This window comes from Herbidospora daliensis (assembly GCF_001570585.1).
Lineage (GTDB): Bacteria > Actinomycetota > Actinomycetes > Streptosporangiales > Streptosporangiaceae > Herbidospora > Herbidospora daliensis.
In genome coordinates this window covers 65,030-81,692 of sequence record NZ_BBXF01000014.1, presented here as the reverse complement: position 1 = coordinate 81,692, position 16,663 = coordinate 65,030, and the positions used below count along the sequence as shown (strand labels likewise).

15 protein-coding genes are annotated in these 16,663 nt (G+C 70.1%); 9 read left to right on the top strand and 6 right to left on the bottom strand.

The window, feature by feature from the left end:
• Positions 1-580 precede the first annotated feature (580 nt).
• From AW274_RS38150 to AW274_RS38135, 4 genes are all read left to right on the top strand, one after another.
• Positions 581-2,161: a tetratricopeptide repeat protein gene (locus AW274_RS38150; RefSeq protein ID WP_062443966.1), complete on the top strand. Its 1,581-nt coding sequence runs from the start codon at positions 581-583 to the stop codon at positions 2,159-2,161.
• Positions 2,158-2,664, top strand: coding sequence for a GNAT family N-acetyltransferase (locus AW274_RS38145; RefSeq protein WP_063813893.1), 507 nt, complete (start codon positions 2,158-2,160; stop codon positions 2,662-2,664). Before AW274_RS38150 ends, AW274_RS38145 begins: the two co-directional genes overlap by 4 nt.
• 217 nt (positions 2,665-2,881) lie before the next feature.
• Positions 2,882-4,753, top strand: coding sequence for a tetratricopeptide repeat protein (locus AW274_RS38140; protein ID WP_062443963.1), 1,872 nt, complete (start codon positions 2,882-2,884; stop codon positions 4,751-4,753).
• On the top strand, positions 4,750-5,454 hold the full coding sequence (locus tag AW274_RS38135) for an MFS transporter (RefSeq protein WP_062443959.1): 705 nt from the start codon (positions 4,750-4,752) through the stop codon (positions 5,452-5,454). The genes AW274_RS38140 and AW274_RS38135 overlap by 4 nt, the downstream gene beginning before the upstream one ends.
• A 79-nt stretch (positions 5,455-5,533) precedes the next feature.
• Here AW274_RS38135 and AW274_RS38130 read toward each other — a convergent pair whose 3' ends face one another.
• Positions 5,534-5,971 carry an NUDIX hydrolase gene (locus tag AW274_RS38130; protein ID WP_157520949.1) on the bottom strand — a complete coding sequence of 146 codons (438 nt, stop codon included), beginning with the start codon at positions 5,969-5,971 and terminating at the stop codon, positions 5,534-5,536.
• Positions 5,972-6,052: 81 nt separating this feature from the next.
• Between AW274_RS38130 and purU the strand changes: the two genes are divergently transcribed.
• Positions 6,053-6,901, top strand: coding sequence for a formyltetrahydrofolate deformylase (gene purU / locus AW274_RS38125; protein WP_062443952.1), 849 nt, complete (start codon positions 6,053-6,055; stop codon positions 6,899-6,901).
• Positions 6,902-6,975: 74 nt separating this feature from the next.
• On the opposite strand, the gene AW274_RS38120 is transcribed toward purU, so the two are convergent.
• Positions 6,976-9,042, bottom strand: a complete 2,067-nt coding sequence (locus AW274_RS38120) for a prolyl oligopeptidase family serine peptidase (protein WP_062443949.1) — start codon at positions 9,040-9,042, stop codon at positions 6,976-6,978.
• 287 nt (positions 9,043-9,329) lie between these two features.
• Between AW274_RS38120 and AW274_RS38115 the strand changes: the two genes are divergently transcribed.
• The 3 genes from AW274_RS38115 to AW274_RS38105 are packed head-to-tail and all read left to right on the top strand — an operon-like array spanning position 9,330 to position 10,933.
• A complete protein-coding gene (locus AW274_RS38115; RefSeq protein WP_062443946.1) occupies positions 9,330-9,839 on the top strand; it encodes an HNH endonuclease in 510 nt (169 codons plus the stop codon).
• A 10-nt stretch (positions 9,840-9,849) separates the two neighbouring features.
• On the top strand, positions 9,850-10,665 hold the full coding sequence (locus tag AW274_RS38110; protein WP_062443941.1) for a GNAT family N-acetyltransferase: 816 nt from the start codon (positions 9,850-9,852) through the stop codon (positions 10,663-10,665).
• 49 nt (positions 10,666-10,714) lie between these two features.
• Positions 10,715-10,933 (top strand): FmdB family zinc ribbon protein, encoded by a 219-nt coding sequence (locus AW274_RS38105; protein WP_062443939.1) that lies wholly within the window; start codon positions 10,715-10,717, stop codon positions 10,931-10,933.
• Between the two features lie 51 nt (positions 10,934-10,984).
• Here AW274_RS38105 and AW274_RS38100 read toward each other — a convergent pair whose 3' ends face one another.
• The 4 genes from AW274_RS38100 to AW274_RS42505 form a co-directional block, all read right to left on the bottom strand.
• The gene (locus tag AW274_RS38100) at positions 10,985-11,764 is read right to left on the bottom strand and encodes a serine hydrolase (RefSeq protein WP_157520948.1); all 780 of its coding nucleotides are present in this window, start codon (positions 11,762-11,764) and stop codon (positions 10,985-10,987) included.
• Positions 11,765-11,814: 50 nt separating this feature from the next.
• On the bottom strand, positions 11,815-12,303 hold the full coding sequence (locus tag AW274_RS38095) for a helix-turn-helix transcriptional regulator (protein WP_062443937.1): 489 nt from the start codon (positions 12,301-12,303) through the stop codon (positions 11,815-11,817).
• A gap of 38 nt (positions 12,304-12,341) precedes the next feature.
• Positions 12,342-14,177 (bottom strand): dihydroxy-acid dehydratase, encoded by a 1,836-nt coding sequence (gene ilvD, locus AW274_RS38090; RefSeq protein ID WP_062443935.1) that lies wholly within the window; start codon positions 14,175-14,177, stop codon positions 12,342-12,344.
• A 145-nt stretch (positions 14,178-14,322) separates the two neighbouring features.
• Positions 14,323-14,937: a nuclease-related domain-containing protein gene (locus AW274_RS42505; RefSeq protein ID WP_232320691.1), complete on the bottom strand. Its 615-nt coding sequence runs from the start codon at positions 14,935-14,937 to the stop codon at positions 14,323-14,325.
• Positions 14,938-15,264: 327 nt separating this feature from the next.
• Here AW274_RS42505 and AW274_RS38080 point away from each other — a divergent pair, with 327 nt between their 5' ends.
• Complete coding sequence (locus AW274_RS38080) at positions 15,265-16,659, top strand: amidase (RefSeq protein WP_062443929.1); 1,395 nt, start codon at positions 15,265-15,267, stop codon at positions 16,657-16,659.
• Positions 16,660-16,663: the final 4 nt, after the last annotated feature.

The following is a 16,663-nucleotide window of genomic DNA, read 5'->3' as shown; positions in this document are numbered from 1 at the left end:
CGATCTACTCGCCCACCGCGGCGAGAACGCGGGCGACTTTCGTGGCGGCTCCGGCCGGATCATCCGCTCGATGCATCCGCTCCCCCCAGGACCACCAGTAGTCGGCCGACTTGCAGACGACGTTCTCGGTGAGACTCGTCGCCTTCGGGTTGATCACTCGCACGAAGGCCCGACCCGTTTGGGTGGTTACGACCCGTGCGAGGAGTCCCCGCGAGTCGAGCTCCGAAGCGAGTCGCTCCAGATGCCCGAAATCGTCCTCCCCCAACGTTCGTCCTCCTCCTCCCGCAATCCGAACCCTGTGTTCGTTGCTGGTCGGCCCAAGATGACTCACTGAGCGGGATGGGTCAACGAGGTGATAAGTGGGCGTTGGATGCGGTTACCACCAAGTGGGTTGAAGAATGTCGCCCGCCGGTGGACGATCCTCTATCAGCACGTTCTATTGCAGGTCCGGGCCGCACCAAATCTGGTCCATTATTTCTTCTGGGCGTAGTGCAACCCCGAGGTTACGCTGTGTCAACGAATTGTGGACCGGTCGGGACATGTGGACGGCGCCTACGGCCGGCCACGGAGAGGGGCCGGTATGTCCGGCAGGCAGCACAAGGAAACGGAGACCGCCCGGCGGGTGCGGGCCAGGGGCCTGGCCGCGGGGCGGAGTCTGGCGAGCATCGCTGAGGAGATCTTCGAAGCGTGCTCGGTTCAGTTCGGTACGTCCCGGATCAAATGCCACCGCCTCTCGCACGGCATAGCGCTCGCCGACGTCATCGAACAAGTACGCGCTCTCTTCGAGAGAGACGGCAAGAACCCTCCGGGGATCGGGGAGACCCTCCTGTCGGCGTACGAGTCCGGGCTCAAGCGGCCCGGGCCCGAATACCTCCATTACCTGTGCACCGTCTACCGGGTTGAACCGGTCGCCCTCGGATACGAGGGCCCGTGCATCTGTGGCCACGGCCACCGCATGCCGGGCGTCGTACGCGGCGGCGACCCCCAAGAGGCAAGACCCGACGTTTCCCCGGTCCCGCGCGAGCTGCTGCTCCAACCGGACAGCGGCGTGACCGCGCAGGGCGGGGGCGAGGAGGACGAGAACGTGCTACGGAGGACGCTGCTGCAGCTCCTCGCCGGAGGTGCCGCCGTACAGGTGTCCGGGCTCGACGCCCAGGTGCTCGCGGCCACCGAGAACATTCGCCGCAAGATGGACGACGTCATGGTGTCGGCGACGGTTTCCCCGGCGATGCTCGATCAGTGGGAAGAGGCCACGATCGGCTTCGGCAGGCAGTACATGAACACCCCGCCCTTACGCCTGCTCTGTGACGTGCTGCTGGAGTTCTCCGCGGTCCGCACGGCGCTGGAACGGCGGCAGCCGGTCGACCTGCAGGAGCGGTTGTGCCGCATGGCCGCCCAGTTATCGGGCCTGACCGGCATGATCCTGATCGACCTGGGCGACCACCGGCTCGCCCGGACCTTCTTCCGCACCGGCCGCACCGCCGCCGACGAGACCGGCGACCGCGCGCTGCGGGCGTGGGTGACCGCCCGCGAATCCCTGGTGCCGCTCTACTACGGCGACCCGCGTGAGGCCCTGACCCTCGCGAAGAAGAGCCGCGACCTCGCGGGCCAGACCCCGTGCGCGGCCAAGACGATGGCCCCGGTCGTGGAGGCCCGCGCGCTGGCGATGCTCGCCGGGGCGACCGGCCAGAAGAAAGACGTCGTCGAACAGGCCAAGCGCGCCCTGTCGCGGGCGCGGGCGGCCTTCGCCCAGATGGTGCCCTCGGAGCAGGAGGACGCCGCGTTCGGCTACACCGAGCGGCAGCTCTACTTCTACCAGGGCGACGTCCTGGTGAAGCTGGGCGAGACGCTGGAGGCCGACGTGGTGCTCGAACAGGCCCTGGGCCAGTACGCCGGCGAGCCGCTCGACCAGACCCTCATCCGCATCGACCTGGCCATGTGCCGGTTGCTGGAGGGAGACCCCGAAGAGGCGGTCAAGCAGGGGCTCGACGCCCTTCACCGGATCGAGAACATTCACCGGACAGAATTGGTCATGGGCCGAGTCAACGACCTGATCCGGGCGATCGTCACCAAGAACGGAGAAGGCGTGCCCGGTCTCGACGGCCTGAAAGCGGAGGCGCTGGTCCGCGCCCCGATCGACTTCTCGATGGGCAACACGTGACGGCCCCTTTGCGGGTGCGTCGCTACCGCTGGTCGGATCTCGACGAGGTGTGGGCGATGCACCAGGCCGGTCTGGCGCAGGTCGGGCTGGTCCCCGGCGACGGGGTCTACTACGACGACGACTTCCCCCGGATCCAGGAGGTCTACCTCGACGATCGGGGGGAGTTCCTGGTCGGCGAGGTGCCCGGTGGGCGGCTGGCGGCCATGGGCGCGCTGCGGCGGGTCGACGACGAGACGGCCGAGATGTGCCGCCTGCGCGTCCACCCCGACTTCCAGCGGCGCGGCTACGGCGCGTTGATCCTGGAGACCCTGGAGGAGCGGGCGCGCGAGCTCGGCTACTCGGTGTTGTGCGCCGACACCACCCTGCAGCAGAGCGCCGCGGTCGCGCTCTACCGGAAGTACGGCTGGCGCGAACTGCGCAGGGAGGAAAGAGGAGTTTCGGTTGTTCTTTATGTCGAGAAAGTCCTGACATCTGCCCGTTCTTCGCTATTTCCCCCGAAATAGTCGGTCTCTACTATTGGCGAGACGCACATTCGTACTAATAATTGTGCGTTGTTGCCCAAAGTGGGGAACCCTTTAGCGGGGAAAGAGGCACGATGAAGAAGATCATTGTCCGGAAGCCCGGCACGGTGAAACTCACCGGCACCGCGAGCGTCATCCACAAGGGGTGAGGCCGGGGCCTCGGCAGATCTGGGTTCGGGGAGATCTCTCTCGTGACCGTATGGCGGCGCTCCGCACGCTCGGGGCGCCACCGCTCTTCATGGCCGCCGTCAACGCGCATCGGCGGCTGCGCGGGCCCTACACGTTCGGTGGAGCTCTGCTCCGCGTACTCGTGACCGAGGCCTTGGAGCGTTCCCCCGGCCTAGCCGACCGATTCGACATCGAGATCGACGCCGTTCTCCCGGGATCGCGGGAGCGTGCTCCCGGGAGACGGCGGCCGATCGACGCGACCCTGCCCGACGACGAGCGCATCCTCGTTCCGGCGCCGCGCCGCACGCTGCGCCTGGCCAACGGGATCGCCGAACTCGCCCTGGAGGTCATGCCCGACGGCGTCTCGCTGGTGGCCGACAACGTCCACGAAGCCGACCCGACCGACCTGGAGCTGCTCCAGGTGTTGTCCCGGCGGCTGCCCGGCGTCACCGTGATCATGTTCGACACCTCGTCGGCGCCCCGCGACGTGATCGACTCCGACGGGACCACCGACGATCCCGCCGCCTGGGCCGCCTACGAGGCCCTCGATCCCGCCGACCGCAGAGACCGCCACGACCGCCGCGCCGCGCAGCTGGGACCGGCGGAGATGCTCGGCGCGCTGCCCTGGCACCTGGAGCGCGGCAGCGACCCGTGCGCCGCCGCGGAGGCGTTGTGGGCCGCCGTCGACCGCTGCGTGGGCGAGGGTTTCCTGCACGCCGTCGTGGAACTCGGGCACCGCGGCCTGGCCCTCTCCGAACCGGGTTCGCCCGGCTGGTGGCGGTTCGCCCAGCGCACCGCGACCGCCCTCGGCGGCCTCGGCCGCCGATCAGAGGCCCTTGAGGTGTACGACCAGGCGCGCCGCGCCAGCGTCGATCCCGCCGTGCACGCCGCCTCGGCCTACGGCACCGCGATGCTGGACGCCCGCCACCCCGACCCCGCCCAGCGCGACCTCGGCCGGGCGACCGCCTGGATCAACCAGGCCATCGCGATCTCCACGATCCTGCCCGACCCGCACGAACGCGCCTTCAAGCTGGGCTTCGACCAGAACGGCAAGGCCCTCATCGAACTGCGCCAGGGTCGCCTCGACGCCGCCCTCGACCTGGTCGAATCGGCGCTGTCCCTGACCGAGGAACTCCCCGTGGGCGCCCACCCGCTGCACCGCATGGTCCTGCTGGCCAACCGCGCCCAGCTGCTGGCCACGATGGGCAACCCGAAGGAGGCCCTGCACGACCTCGACCGGGCCATCGCCTACGACCCCGCCGTCCCCGACCACTACCTCGACCGGGGCAACCTGCGGCTGCGCCTGGGCCAGACCGACGCCGCCCTGGCCGACTACGAGACCGCGATGGCCGTCGGCCCGCCCCTCCCGGAGGCGTTCTACAACCGGGGCGAACTGCGCCTCGGCCAGGGCGACCTGGCGGGCGCCCGCGCCGACTTCGACCACGTGCTGGAACTCGACCCCGGCTTCCTGAACGCCTACGTCAACCGCGCCGGCATCCTCGAGATGCTCGACGACCACGAGGCCGCCCGCGCCGACGTCAGGTCGGGCCTGGAACTCGACCCGCGCAACCCCCACCTGCACGCCGTGCTCGGCCAGCTGGAGACCGCCCAGGGCGACCACGCGGCCGCGATGGCCGCCTTCGACGTGGCCATCGAGGGCGCCCCCGACCTGGCCGCCATCTGGGCCAACCGCGGCATCCTCCGCTACGAGAGCGGCGACGCCGAAGGCGCCCTGGCCGACCTCACCCGGGCCCTGGAACTCGACGAGGACGCCGCCGTCTACTTCAACCGCGCCGTCGCCCACCGGGCCCTCGGCCAGGAGGAGGCCGCCCTCGACGACCTGAGACGCGCCCACGACCTCGACCCCGACGACCCCGACATCCGGCACGCCCTCGGCACATGATCCGTGACTACGTCCTGTTCTGGACGGGTTCGACGGTCTCCTTCCTCGGCGCCAGGGCCACCGCGGTCGCCTATCCGCTGCTGGCCCTGGCGGTCCTCGGCTCACCGGTCGCGGCCGGCCTGATCGCCTCGGCCGGCATGATCCCCTACCTGGTGCTCTACCTGCCGGGAGGGGTGTACGTCGACCGCCGCGACGCCCGCACGCTGATGATCGGCGCCGAGACCGCCCGGCTGGCGACCGCGCTGGCCATGGTCGCGGCGGTGGTCACCGGCGAGCCGGGCTTCGTGCTGTTCGCCCTGATCGCGTTCGCCGACGGGACGGCGGCGGTCATCTACTCGCTGGCCGAGGTGAACCTGCTGCGCGGCCTCGTCGACCAGCCGAAGATCGCCGGCGCGCTGGCCGGGAACGAGGCCCGGACCAGCGTTGCCGGTCTCCTCGGCCGCCCCGTCGGCGGTTTCCTGTTCGGCCTCGGGCAGGCGGTGCCGTTCGCCGGGGGAGTGCTCACCTCGGTGGTGTCGATCGGCACGCTGGCGTTCCTGCGGCGGGTGCCTCCGGGGCCGCGTACCGAGAAGAAGGTCCTGGCGGCGGAGATCGCCGAGGGCCTGCGCTGGCTCGTTCGCGACCACTACCTGCGCGCCACCACCACGCTCTCGGGCCTGGTCAGCAACGTGGCCTGCGGGACCTATATGTCGCCTCGCTGAGCCCCCAGGTCGCCGTGGCGACGCTGCTCGGTGGGACCGTGCTGATCGCCGCCGCTGCGATCCCGGCGACGTGGCGGGCCTAGACCAGGCGGTCGATCACGTCGCGGAGGTTCGGCGGTTCCACCCGCTCCGGCAGCGTGTCGAGCGAGTCGGGGGTGTGCCAGGCGTGGCCCCGGTAGGTGCCGGTCTCCTCGGAGGTGAACTCGGTGCCGCCGACCTTCGGCGTGCCCGGGAACCGGGCCAGGAAGAACGGCTCGGTCTTCATGTAGTGGACGCCCAGCCAGTGGAAGTCGCGCTCCACCTGCACCCAGACGTCCTCGACCGCCTCGCCGGGCAGGCCGGTCTCCTCGGTCAGCTCCCGCCGCGCCGCCGCCAGCGCCGACTCGCCCGGGTCGATGCCGCCGCCGGGCGGTTCCCAGAAGACCTCGTCGCTGACGTGGTCGTGCCAGCGGAGCAGCAGCACCCGTCCGTCGCCGTCGAGGCAGATGACGCGCGCGGCCGGTCTCGTCTCAGCCACTGTGACGTCCCCCATTCGCCAGTGCCGGTCCGGGTATCATTCTCCGTCCGAGTCACCCCGTCGACTGAAGGTTTGCGGATTATGACCGCCGAATACGTGCTGACGCTCTCGTGCCCTGACCGCCCCGGAGTGGTGGCCGCCGTTTCCGGGTTGCTGGCCCGCCACGGCTGCAACATCACCGAGAGCCAGCAGTTCGGAGACCCCGTCTCCGAACGGTTCTTCATGCGCGTGCAGTTCACCGCAGAGACCGCCGCCGACGTGCTGCGCGGGGACTTCGCCGCCCTCGCCCCCGACTTCGGCATGGAACTCCAGCTCTTCGACCGGGCCGTGCTGCCCCGGGTGCTGGTGCTGGTCTCCAAGTTCGACCACTGCCTGAACGACCTGCTCTACCGGGTCAGGTCGAAGTCGCTCGGCATCGAGATCGTCGCGGTCGCCTCCAACCATCCCGACCTGCGGCCGCTCACCCAGTCGCACGGGGTCGACTACCACCACCTGCCGGTCACCCCGGCGACCAAGGAACGCCAGGAGCAGGAGATCCTGACCCTGGTCGACCACTACCGGGCCGACCTGGTGGTGCTGGCGCGCTACATGCAGGTGCTCTCGGCCGACCTGTGCGGCAAGCTGTCGGGCCGGGTGATCAACATCCACCACTCGTTCCTGCCGTCGTTCAAGGGCTCGCGCCCCTACCACCAGGCCCACGCCCGCGGCGTGAAGCTGATCGGCGCCACCGCCCACTACGTGACCGCCGACCTCGACGAGGGGCCGATCATCGAGCAGGAGGTCGCCCGGGTGAACCACACCCACTCGCCGGAAGACCTCGTGGCGATCGGCAAGGACCTCGAATGCCAGGCTCTGGCCCGCGCCGTGAAGTGGCACGCCGACCACCGCATCCTGCTCGACGGCCACAAGACGGTCATCTTCCCCCGCTGAGGGAGCTTTCCGCGAGACGAGCCGGCCGCACGGCCCACCCCATAGAGGGCAGGCCGTGCGGCCGGTTCCGTCGATCAGGCCTTCAGCCCCAGGTGGGTGGCGAAGAAGGCGAGCTGGTCGGCGGCGAGCTCGACGCTCTTGCTGACCGCGCGCGCCCCGTGGCCCGCCTCGGCCTCGTTGCGGAGCAGGATCGGCCGCTCGCCGCCGGTGGCGTGCTGGAGGGCCGCGGCGGTCTTCCAGGCGTGCAGCGGGTGGACGCGGGTGTCGCTGGCGAAGACCGTGAACAGGGTCGCCGGGTAGTCGACGCCCTCCTTCACGTGGTGGTAGGGCGAGTAGGCCCAGAGCCAGCCGAACTCCTCGGGGTCGTCGGCCGAGCCGTATTCGACGTTCCAGGTCGCGCCCAGGCCGAACTTCTCGTAGCGGATCATGTCGAGCAGCGGCGCCGAGCACACCACGGCGGCGAAGAGGTCGGGACGGCGGGTCAGCGCCGCGCCCACCAGCAGGCCGCCGTTGGAGCCGCCGGAGATGCCGAGCATCTCGGGCGTGGTGACCCCCCGGGCGATCAGGAACTCGGCGGCGGCCTCGAAGTCGCGGAAGGTGTTCTGCTTGTTGGCCAGCATGCCGTCGCGGTGCCACTCCTCACCCTGCTCGCCGCCGCCCCGCAGCTGCGCGATGGCGTAGACGCCGCCCGCCTCGACCCAGCTCAGCACCGAGGCCGAGTAGCCGGGCGTCATCGAGATGCCGAAGCCGCCGTAGCCGTTGAGGATGGTCGGACGCGGGCCGTCGCGGTCGACGGGGGAGATCACCAGCAGGTGGACCTCGGCGCCGTCGGCCGACGGGTAGACCAGGTGCTCGGTCTGCACCGGCGGCACGTCGACCGTGCCGGGGGAGGCCGCCCACAGGGTGGTCTCGCCGGTCAGGGCGTCGAACCGCTGGATCGTGGGCGGGGTGGTGTTGTCGGTGTAGCCGAACCACGCCTCGTGGCCGCCCTCGGGGCGCTCGGAGATGCCGCCGATCGTGCCGATGCCGGGCGTCGGCACCGAGCCGATGCGCTCGCCGGTCTCGAGGCGGTGGATGGTGATCTCGGAGATCGCGTGGCGGGTCCAGCCCGCCAGCATGATCGGCTCGTCGAGGTCGTCGAGGATGGCGTAGTCGCTCAGCACCGCCTCGGGGTCTTCGGGCAGCAGGTCGCGCCACGACTCGTAGCCCGGCTGGTCGGGCGTGGTCACGCAGACCCGGGCCCGGGGCGCGTCGCGGTCGGTGAAGACGTAGAGCCGCCCGTCGCGCCCGAAGTGCAGCCCGGTCTGGGCGTCGACCCCCTCCTGGACGGTCACCAGCGCCGGCGCCGCGATGTCGCCCGAGCGCAGGTCGGCCAGCCACAGGTCGTTGCGCGGCGCGGTGCCCCGCGACGCCGAGATCGTCAGCCACGAGCCGTCGCGCGAGACCGAGACGCCGTAGTAGTTGGTCTTCTCGAGCCCTTCGCCGAAGATCAGGACGTCGTCGTCGGGGGAGGCGCCGACCGTGTGGAGGTAGACCCTCCGGTGGTACTGCTCCTCGTCTTGAGGCACCAGCTCGGGGGCGAGCCGGCGGACGTAGTAGAAGCGCTCCCCGCCGGGCAGCCAGGCCACGGGGGAGTAGCGGCAGCGGTCGATCGGGCCCTCGACGATCTCGCCCGACTCGACGTCCATGACGAAGAGCTTCGACTCCTCGTCGCCGCCCACCGAGATCTGGTAGGCGAGCAGCCGGCCCTCCTTGTCGGGCTGCCAGGTGTCGAGGGTGGTGAGGCCGCTCGGGTCGAGCGCCATCGGGTCGAGCAGGGCCCTCTCGGTGCCGTCGGCGTCGACGACGTACAGGACCGAGTGCTCCTGCTCGGGGGTGCGGCGCATGAAGAAGCGCCGCGCGCCGCGCCAGGCCGGGACCCCGATCGAGCCCGACTTCAGCAGCTCGGCCACCCGGCCGCGGAAGCGCTCGCGGCCGGTCATCTCGGCCTCGCCGAACAGCTTCGCCTGCGCCGCGAGCCAGTCATTGACCTCGGCGGACGCCGGCTCCTCCAGCCACCGGTAGGGGTCGGGCACGGTGGTGCCGTGGAGCACGTCGGCCACGTCGGCACGCCTTGCGGCGGGGTAGGAAGGTCGCGTCATGCCTGGCACTCTAAGGCAGCTCACCGACAGCCCGACACCGTAGGCCGACACGCCTGTCGGGGGGAGTAAAAAGATGATCGCCGGGGCATAAAGAGCATCAGGCGTACCAGTTGCCCAGGTTATGGGGTGGCGGACTTGTCTTCGCAAAGGACACACTTTGGTTGAGGACGGTGCCGTGGTGACCATCCGCTGGGCCGTCCGGCGGAGGTCCGTGTGAAAGAACGACCTGAGTCCCAACAGACGGGGCCACAACTCCGGCGCACAGCCATGGCCGGGGAGGTCGGCTGATGCGCCAGGTTCTACTCCTCAACGCAACCTATGAGCCACTGACCACTCTCTCGATGCACCGGGCGATCGTGCTCGTGCTCCGCGAGAAGGCCGACATCATCCATCGCGACGGCCGCGGCGGTGTGCTCAGATCCGCGACCCGGACCCTCGACATCCCGTCGGTGATCCGGCTTCGCCGCTACGTCCGCATTCCCTACCGGTCGAGGATCCCGCTCACGCGGGCGGCGCTGATGCGCCGCGACGACTTCCGCTGCGCCTACTGCGGCCAGCGGGCCGAGACGATCGACCACGTCATCCCCCGCTCCAAGGGCGGCCCGCACACGTGGGAGAACTGCGTGGCGTCCTGCATGCCCTGCAACCATCGCAAGGCCGACAAACTCCTTGAGGAGATCGGCTGGCAGCTCCGGGTGCCCCCGGTGGTCCCCCGCGGGCCCCACTGGAGGCTGATCGGCGCCCAGCTCGACGGGGACCCGCAATGGGCGCCCTACCTCGAGGAGTCGGCGGCCTAGGATCCGGTGCATGACCTGGGTTCTGAGCGACGATGTCACCGGTTTCCCCGGTGACGCCGAAGACTGGCTGCTCCGCGACCCCGTCCGGAACACGGTCCCGCTGACCGTGCTCCGGGGGTTGCGGAGCGGCGTCTTCACCGACGACAACCTGTGCGGCTGGTTCGTCGAAGACGACGAGATCGCCGGGGCGATCCTGCACACCCCGCCCTACCCGCTCCTCCTGGGCGCGGTGCCCGTCCGGGCCCTGGGGTCGCTGGCCCGTGAGCTGATCGCGCTCGACCGCGCCGTCCCGGGCGTCTCGGCCCCGCTGGAGGTGGCCGAGGCCTTCGCCCGCGCCTGGTGGCGCCCCGAGGTCTTCCGCCGCAGCGAGCGCCTCTACCGTCTGACCACCCTGGCCCCGCACAGAACCCCCGGCTCTTCCCGTACGGCCACCGCCGCCGACCGCGACCATCTCGTCAACTGGTTCAACGCCTTCCAGACCGAAGCCCACGTCGACCGCGACGCCGACCCGACCCCGCTCGTCTCGGCCCGCACCAACCGGGAGGAGCTCGTCTACTGGGACGACGGGGGATCACCCGTCTCCCTGGCCGCCTTCTCCCAGCCGATCGCCGGCATGTCCCGGATCGGCCCGGTCTACACCCCGCCGGAACTGCGCGGCCGGGGCTACGGCTCGGCCGTCACCCACGCGGCCACCGCCGCCGCGACGGCGGCCGGCGCCTCGGAGGTGCTGCTCTTCACCGACCTGTCGAACCCGACGTCGAACTCGATCTACCAGAGGCTCGGCTACGTCCCCGTGGGCGACTACGCCTCGGTCTCCTTCGCCTGACGGCTACTTCGGGCGTGAGCCGGCGACGCGGGGCCCGTAGTCTGGTCGCATGCCGCGTTATGACTACCGCTGCCGCGCCTGCGGTTCGACCTTCGAGCTCAACCGCCCCATGGCCGAGGCCAACGCCCCGGCCCCCTGCCCCGGCGGCCACGACGACACGGTGAAACTCCTCTCCACGGTCGCCGTGACGGGCACCGCCTCCAGCTCGGCCCCCCGCCCTTCGTCGGGCGGCGGCGGTGGCTGCTGCGGCGGCGGTTGCTGCGGCTGACCGAGGGGCTGGTCACCGCGCGGAAAGGCCGGTGGCCAGGAGGTTCGCTCGTCAGCGGCGGATCGCTGAGATCACCAGGGTGGACAGTTCCTCCGTCGTCCTGATGCCGGTCTCCTTGTCGGGATTGCCTTCCGTCAGGACCGCGATCAGCAGGTCGGAGGTCGGCGAAGACAACCGGCCGATGCTGTTGATCACCCAGCGGCCGGCGTTGGCGGTCACCGGCATCCAGCCGTTCTTGATCGCGACCTGTTCACCGGGATGGGCCGCCGCGCTGACGCCCCACGCCTGGGAGGGCTCGACCGCGGTCATCAGCGTGTGGGCGTAAGCCTGGTTGGCGGGGGTCAGCGGGCCGGTGGGGGAGGTCAGCAGGTCGAGCAGTTTGAGCTGGTCGGCGGGGCAGCTGCGGGTGGTGCCCCACGCGGGGGCGGGCCAGGTCTGGTCGAGGCCCAAACCGCGCAGCAGGCGGGTGAGGCCCGGGCTGCCGCCCAGTTCGACCGCCAGCTCCTGGGCCGCCGTGTTGTCGCTGTGGCACATCATCGCCTCGGCGCGCACCTGTTCGGCCGGGGTCGGTTCGCGCCCGCTCGACTGGGCATTCAGCAGGGTGCCCAGCAGGATGCCGGTCTTGGCGACGCTGGCCAGCGCGAACGTGCCGGGCGTGGGTTCGACCGTGAACCTGGTTCCGGCCAGGCGGTCGTGCACGGCCACCGCCCCGCGCCCCGGGCGGGTGCGCAGGTAGGCGGCCGCCTCACGGGTCAGCGTCAGCCGGTCGGCCGGACAGAACTCTCCGTCAGACGTCATGGCGCCGACCGCCGACAGGGACCTCAGGTTCATGATCACAGAGTCGGCCGAGGGCCCTGACCGGCGGTTTCACGACACGCGGGTTATGCCGCAGTCTTACTCCGGCGCTGGAACGGCAGGAATCGTTCCGGTAAGTGGGGGCGCGCCGGGATGTCGGTGGACTCGACCGAGATGATCCGGTCGAAGCGGAAGGCGCGGATGCCGCGGCGCATCCGGCACCAGCCCGCCAGATACCAGTGTTCGCGGTGCACGAGGCAGGTCACCGGCTCGACGTCGCGGACGCTGAGGTTGCCGGCGGCGTCGAGGTAGTGGATGCGGACGACGAGCCGGGAGGTGATGGCCTGGGCGACCGCGCGGGCGCGGCGGGCGACGTCGGGGGACAGGGGGGTCGTCAGGGTGGTCAGGGTCGTCGCGATGACATCGTCGTCGAGCTCGATGTGGTCGAGCGCGTGGCGCAGACCCCGGCGCGCGGTCACGGACTGCGGACCGGCGCCGAGGTGGGCGAGTGAGAGCGCGAGCGCGGCGAGCTCGGCGGTCGTCAGGGAGCCGTTGTGCCGAATGACAGTGGCCATACCCCGATTTTAACCAAGCCCACTGACATTTTCTCGAACTAGTTCGCGAGCTGGGAGAGGTCTCGTGAGGCTCCCGTGCTGGCCGAGGTGGTCAGCGCGGCGTACGCCTGGAGGGCGGCGGTGACCGGGCGCTCGCGGTCGCGCGGGCGGTAGCGGCCGAGCTCGGCCAGCAGCTTCTCGCGGCGGGCGGCCAGGTCGGCGTCGGAGACCTTGAGCTCGATCGAGCGGCCGGGGATGTCGATCTCGATCAGGTCGCCGTCTTCGACCAGGGCGATCGCGCCGCCCTCGGCCGCCTCGGGGGAGGCGTGGCCGATCGACAGGCCCGAGGTGCCGCCGGAGAAGCGGCCGTCGGTGACCAGCGCGCAGGCCTTGCCCAGGCCGCGTCCCTTGAGGAAGGACGTGGGGTAGAGCATCTCCTGCATGCCGGGGCCGCCCTTGGGGCCCTCGTAGCGGATGACGACGACGTCGCCCTCCTTGACCTGGCCGCCGAGGATGCCGTCGACGGCGGCCTCCTGCGACTCGAACACCACGGCGGGGCCGGAGAACTTCCAGATCGACTCGTCGACGCCCGCCGTCTTCACCACGCAGCCGTCGACGGCGATGTTGCCGTAGAGGACGGCCAGGCCGCCGTCTTTGGTGTAGGCGTGCTCGATGTCGCGGATGCAGCCCTCGGCGCGGTCGACGTCGAGCGTCTCCCAGCGGTTGTCCTGCGAGTAGGGCTTCACGGTGCGGACGTTGCCGGGGGCGGCGTACCAGAGGTCGACGGGGTTGGACAGCACGTCCCACTGGTCGAGCATGTCGCCGAGGGTGCCGCCGTTCACCGTGGTGGTGTCGCGGTGGAGCAGGCCGCCCCGGTCGAGCTCGGCCAGGATGGCGGGGATGCCGCCGGCCCGGTGGACGTCCTCGATGTGGTACTTGTTCGTCGCCGGGGCGACCTTGCACAGGCAGGGCACCTTCAGCGAGATCTCGTTGATCTCCTTCAGGCCGAAGTCGACCCCGGCCTCGCGGGCCGCCGCCAGGATGTGGAGGATCGTGTTGGTCGAGCCGCCCATCGCGACGTCGAGGGCCATGGCGTTCTCGAAGGCGTCCTTGGTGGCGATGGAGAGCGGCAGGACCGACAGGTCGTCGTTCTCGTAGTAGCGGCGGGCGATCTCGACGATCTGCTTGCCGGCGTCCTTGTAGAGCTGCTCGCGGGCCTTGTGGGTGGCCAGGATCGTGCCGTTGCCGGGCAGGCCCAGGCCGATCGCCTCGACGAGGCAGTTCATCGAGTTGGCGGTGAACATGCCGCTGCACGAGCCGCAGGTCGGGCAGGCGTCTTCCTCCATCGCCAGCAGCTCGTCGTCGGAGACGCTGTCGTCGGCCGCCGCGATCATCGGGTCGATCAGGTCGAGCTTGCGGGCCTTGCCGGCGATCTGGGTCTTGCCGGCCTCCATCGGGCCGCCCGACACGAAGACGGTCGGGATGTTCAGCCGCATGGCCGCCAGCAGCATGCCCGGGGTGATCTTGTCGCAGTTGGAGACGCAGATCAGCGCGTCGGCGCAGTGGGCGTTGACCATGTATTCGACCGCGTCGGCGATCAGCTCGCGCGAGGGCAGCGAGTAGAGCATGCCGCCGTGGCCCATCGCGATGCCGTCGTCGACGGCGATGGTGTTGAACTCGCGGGGGATCGCGCCTGCCTCGCGGATCGCGCCCGCCACGACGTCGCCGACCTCGCGGAGGTGGACGTGGCCCGGCACGAACTGGGTGAAGCTGTTGGCCACCGCGACGATGGGCTTGCCGAAGTCGCTGCCGGCTACACCGGTCGCCCGGAGCAGGGCCCGGGCACCGGCCATGTTCCTGCCGTGGGTGACCGTTCGAGACCTGAGGGCGGGCATGGCCAGACTCCGATCAGAAGACGTTCGACGTCCATACATGGTAAGTCCGCCGCCCGAGCGCTGAGACACGGGTCCCGAGGCGTGAAACGGCCCGTGCCGTCGCGGGCACGGGCCTGATCGGACGATGGATTAGAACGTTCCTCTGTCACACCTCGCTGTAGCGCGACGGCAGGACGTTCTCGGCGGCCTTGAAGATCGAATCGACCTCCGAGGTCGTGAGCGACTTCTCCCGCTTGGTGATCCACTTGCGGACCATGCTGCCGGAGAACACGTCGACGTCGCGGACGTTCAGGATCCGCCAGGGAATCGCCGGACCGTAGATGGCCAGCGACGGGACGACGGTGATCTCACGGCCGAGCGCCTTGCTGATCAGGTCGCCGGCCTGAGTGGCCTCCCAGCGCGCCTCGTCGAGGCGCGGCTTCTGGTTGAACGGTCCGTGGAAGAGCTTGCGGTGTGACTGCACGCGCACGGGAAGACGCCGGTCCCACTTCTCGGAGTCGACCGCGTAGACCCCTGTCGGGCCCACCACCAGATGGTCGATCTGGGCGTCGCTGCCGGGGATCGACCGGGCGTGGAGCGTGCGGTAACCACCGCGTTCGAGCTTCTTCAACTGGGCCTCGGTCCGTCGCTCCGCGACCGACGGCCGCCGCCAGGCCGGTACGGACGACGACGTCCGTGCCCGGTAGACGGTCAGCCCGATCGCGGTCAGCACCAGGAACACGAGACCGGTACGGACGCTCGCGAACAACAGGCCCGTCACGATCCCCACCGCGACGGAGATTGCTGCTCGGCGTACCAGATCCTGATATCTGGGTTGCTGCAAGGTGCTCCGCAGAGACGCGCGCTCTACTGGCGCGTAGGTCGACGCGGGCGTGTCGGGTCGCGTCGGGGGGCGCTCCTCACGATCGCTCACCCAAATAGGTGACGCATCGTGACCCTCTTCGGGCGCTAGACGGCTATCCACATAACAGACCGTAGTTGAGGCGCCAAGCTGTTGCCTAGTGGAGCCTGGTTCATACTTTTGTGGCCAACATTTGCTGATTCGCGCATGCTGGTATAGGGCATCATCTCTAGATATCTTCCGGCAGTGGCCGGCATTCATGATCTCACCGCTCTCGAGCTCGCGTCCGCGGTTCGCGCCCGCGACCTGTCGCCCGTCGAGATCGCGGAACACTATCTCGCCCGCGCCGACGAGGTCGGCGCCTATGTCACCGTGACCGCCGATCTGGCTCTTGAGCAGGCACGACGCCTTGAGAACGAAGACCCGGGCGACCGGCCGCTGTTCGGCGTGCCGGTGCCGGTGAAGGACCTCAACTTCGTGAAGGGCGTGCCCATTCGGTTTGGTTCGGCCACGTATGAGGGCTTCACGGCCCCGGTGGACGACTCCATCGTGACCCGTCTCCGCGAGGCCGGGACCGTTATGACCGGTAAGACCAATTCGCCAGAGTTTGGTTTGCCCTGTTACACGGAACCTACCGTCGCGCCACCGGCCCGCACCCCCTGGGACGTGAGCCGCTCGGCCGGTGGGTCCAGTGGGGGCGCCGCGGCGGCGGTGGCGGCCGGGCTCGCGCCGCTCGCGCAGGGCAGTGACGGAGCGGGGTCGATCCGGATCCCGGCCGCGGCCTGCGGGCTGTTCGGCATCAAACCGAGTCGTGGACGCGTCTCGTTCGCCCCGATGATCCCCGACCTGGCCGGCCTGTCGGCCAACGGGCCGCTGGCCCGGAACGTCGCCGACGCGGCGGCGCTGCTCGACGTGCTGGCCCACCACCAGCCGGGCGACCTCTACTGGACGCCCGACTCCGAGCCCTTCTCCCGGTACGTCGGCAGAGACCCGGGACCTCTCAGGATCGCCCGCTACCGCGACCCGGTCGTCGACGGCGCCGAACTCCACCCGGAGGTGGTGGCCGCCTACGAGAAGACGTCCACACTGCTGGAACGGCTCGGTCACGAGGTCGTCGACATCGACAACCCCTACGGCGCCGACGTGGTGCCGCTGTTCGAGCGCATGTGGTTCTCCTTCGCCTGCATGCACCCCGTCGCGCCCGAGAAGGAACACCTGCTGCGGCCCGTCACGGCGTGGTTGCGGGAGCGCGGGTTCGCCACCCCCGCGCCCGACTTCCTCAAGGCGTGGTCGGCGCTGCAGCTGACGACCAGGTTCGCGCTGCTGGTCACCAACGAGTTCGACGCGGTCCTCACGCCCACCGTCACCGGCCTGACCCCGGAGATCGGCTGGTTCGAGGACGTCGACGACCCCGCCGAGACCTTCGAGCGCATGAAGCGCTTCGCGCCGTTCGCCGCCGCCTACAACCTCAGCGGCCAGCCCGCGGTCAACCTGCCGGTCCACTGGACGCCAGAGGGGCTGCCCGTCGGGGTCATGCTGGCCGGCCGCTGGGCCGAGGAGGCCACCCTCGTCATGCTGTCGGCCCAGGTCGAGGCGGAGCTGGGCGGCTTCTGGGGAGAACGCCGCCCAGCGGGTTGGTGAACCG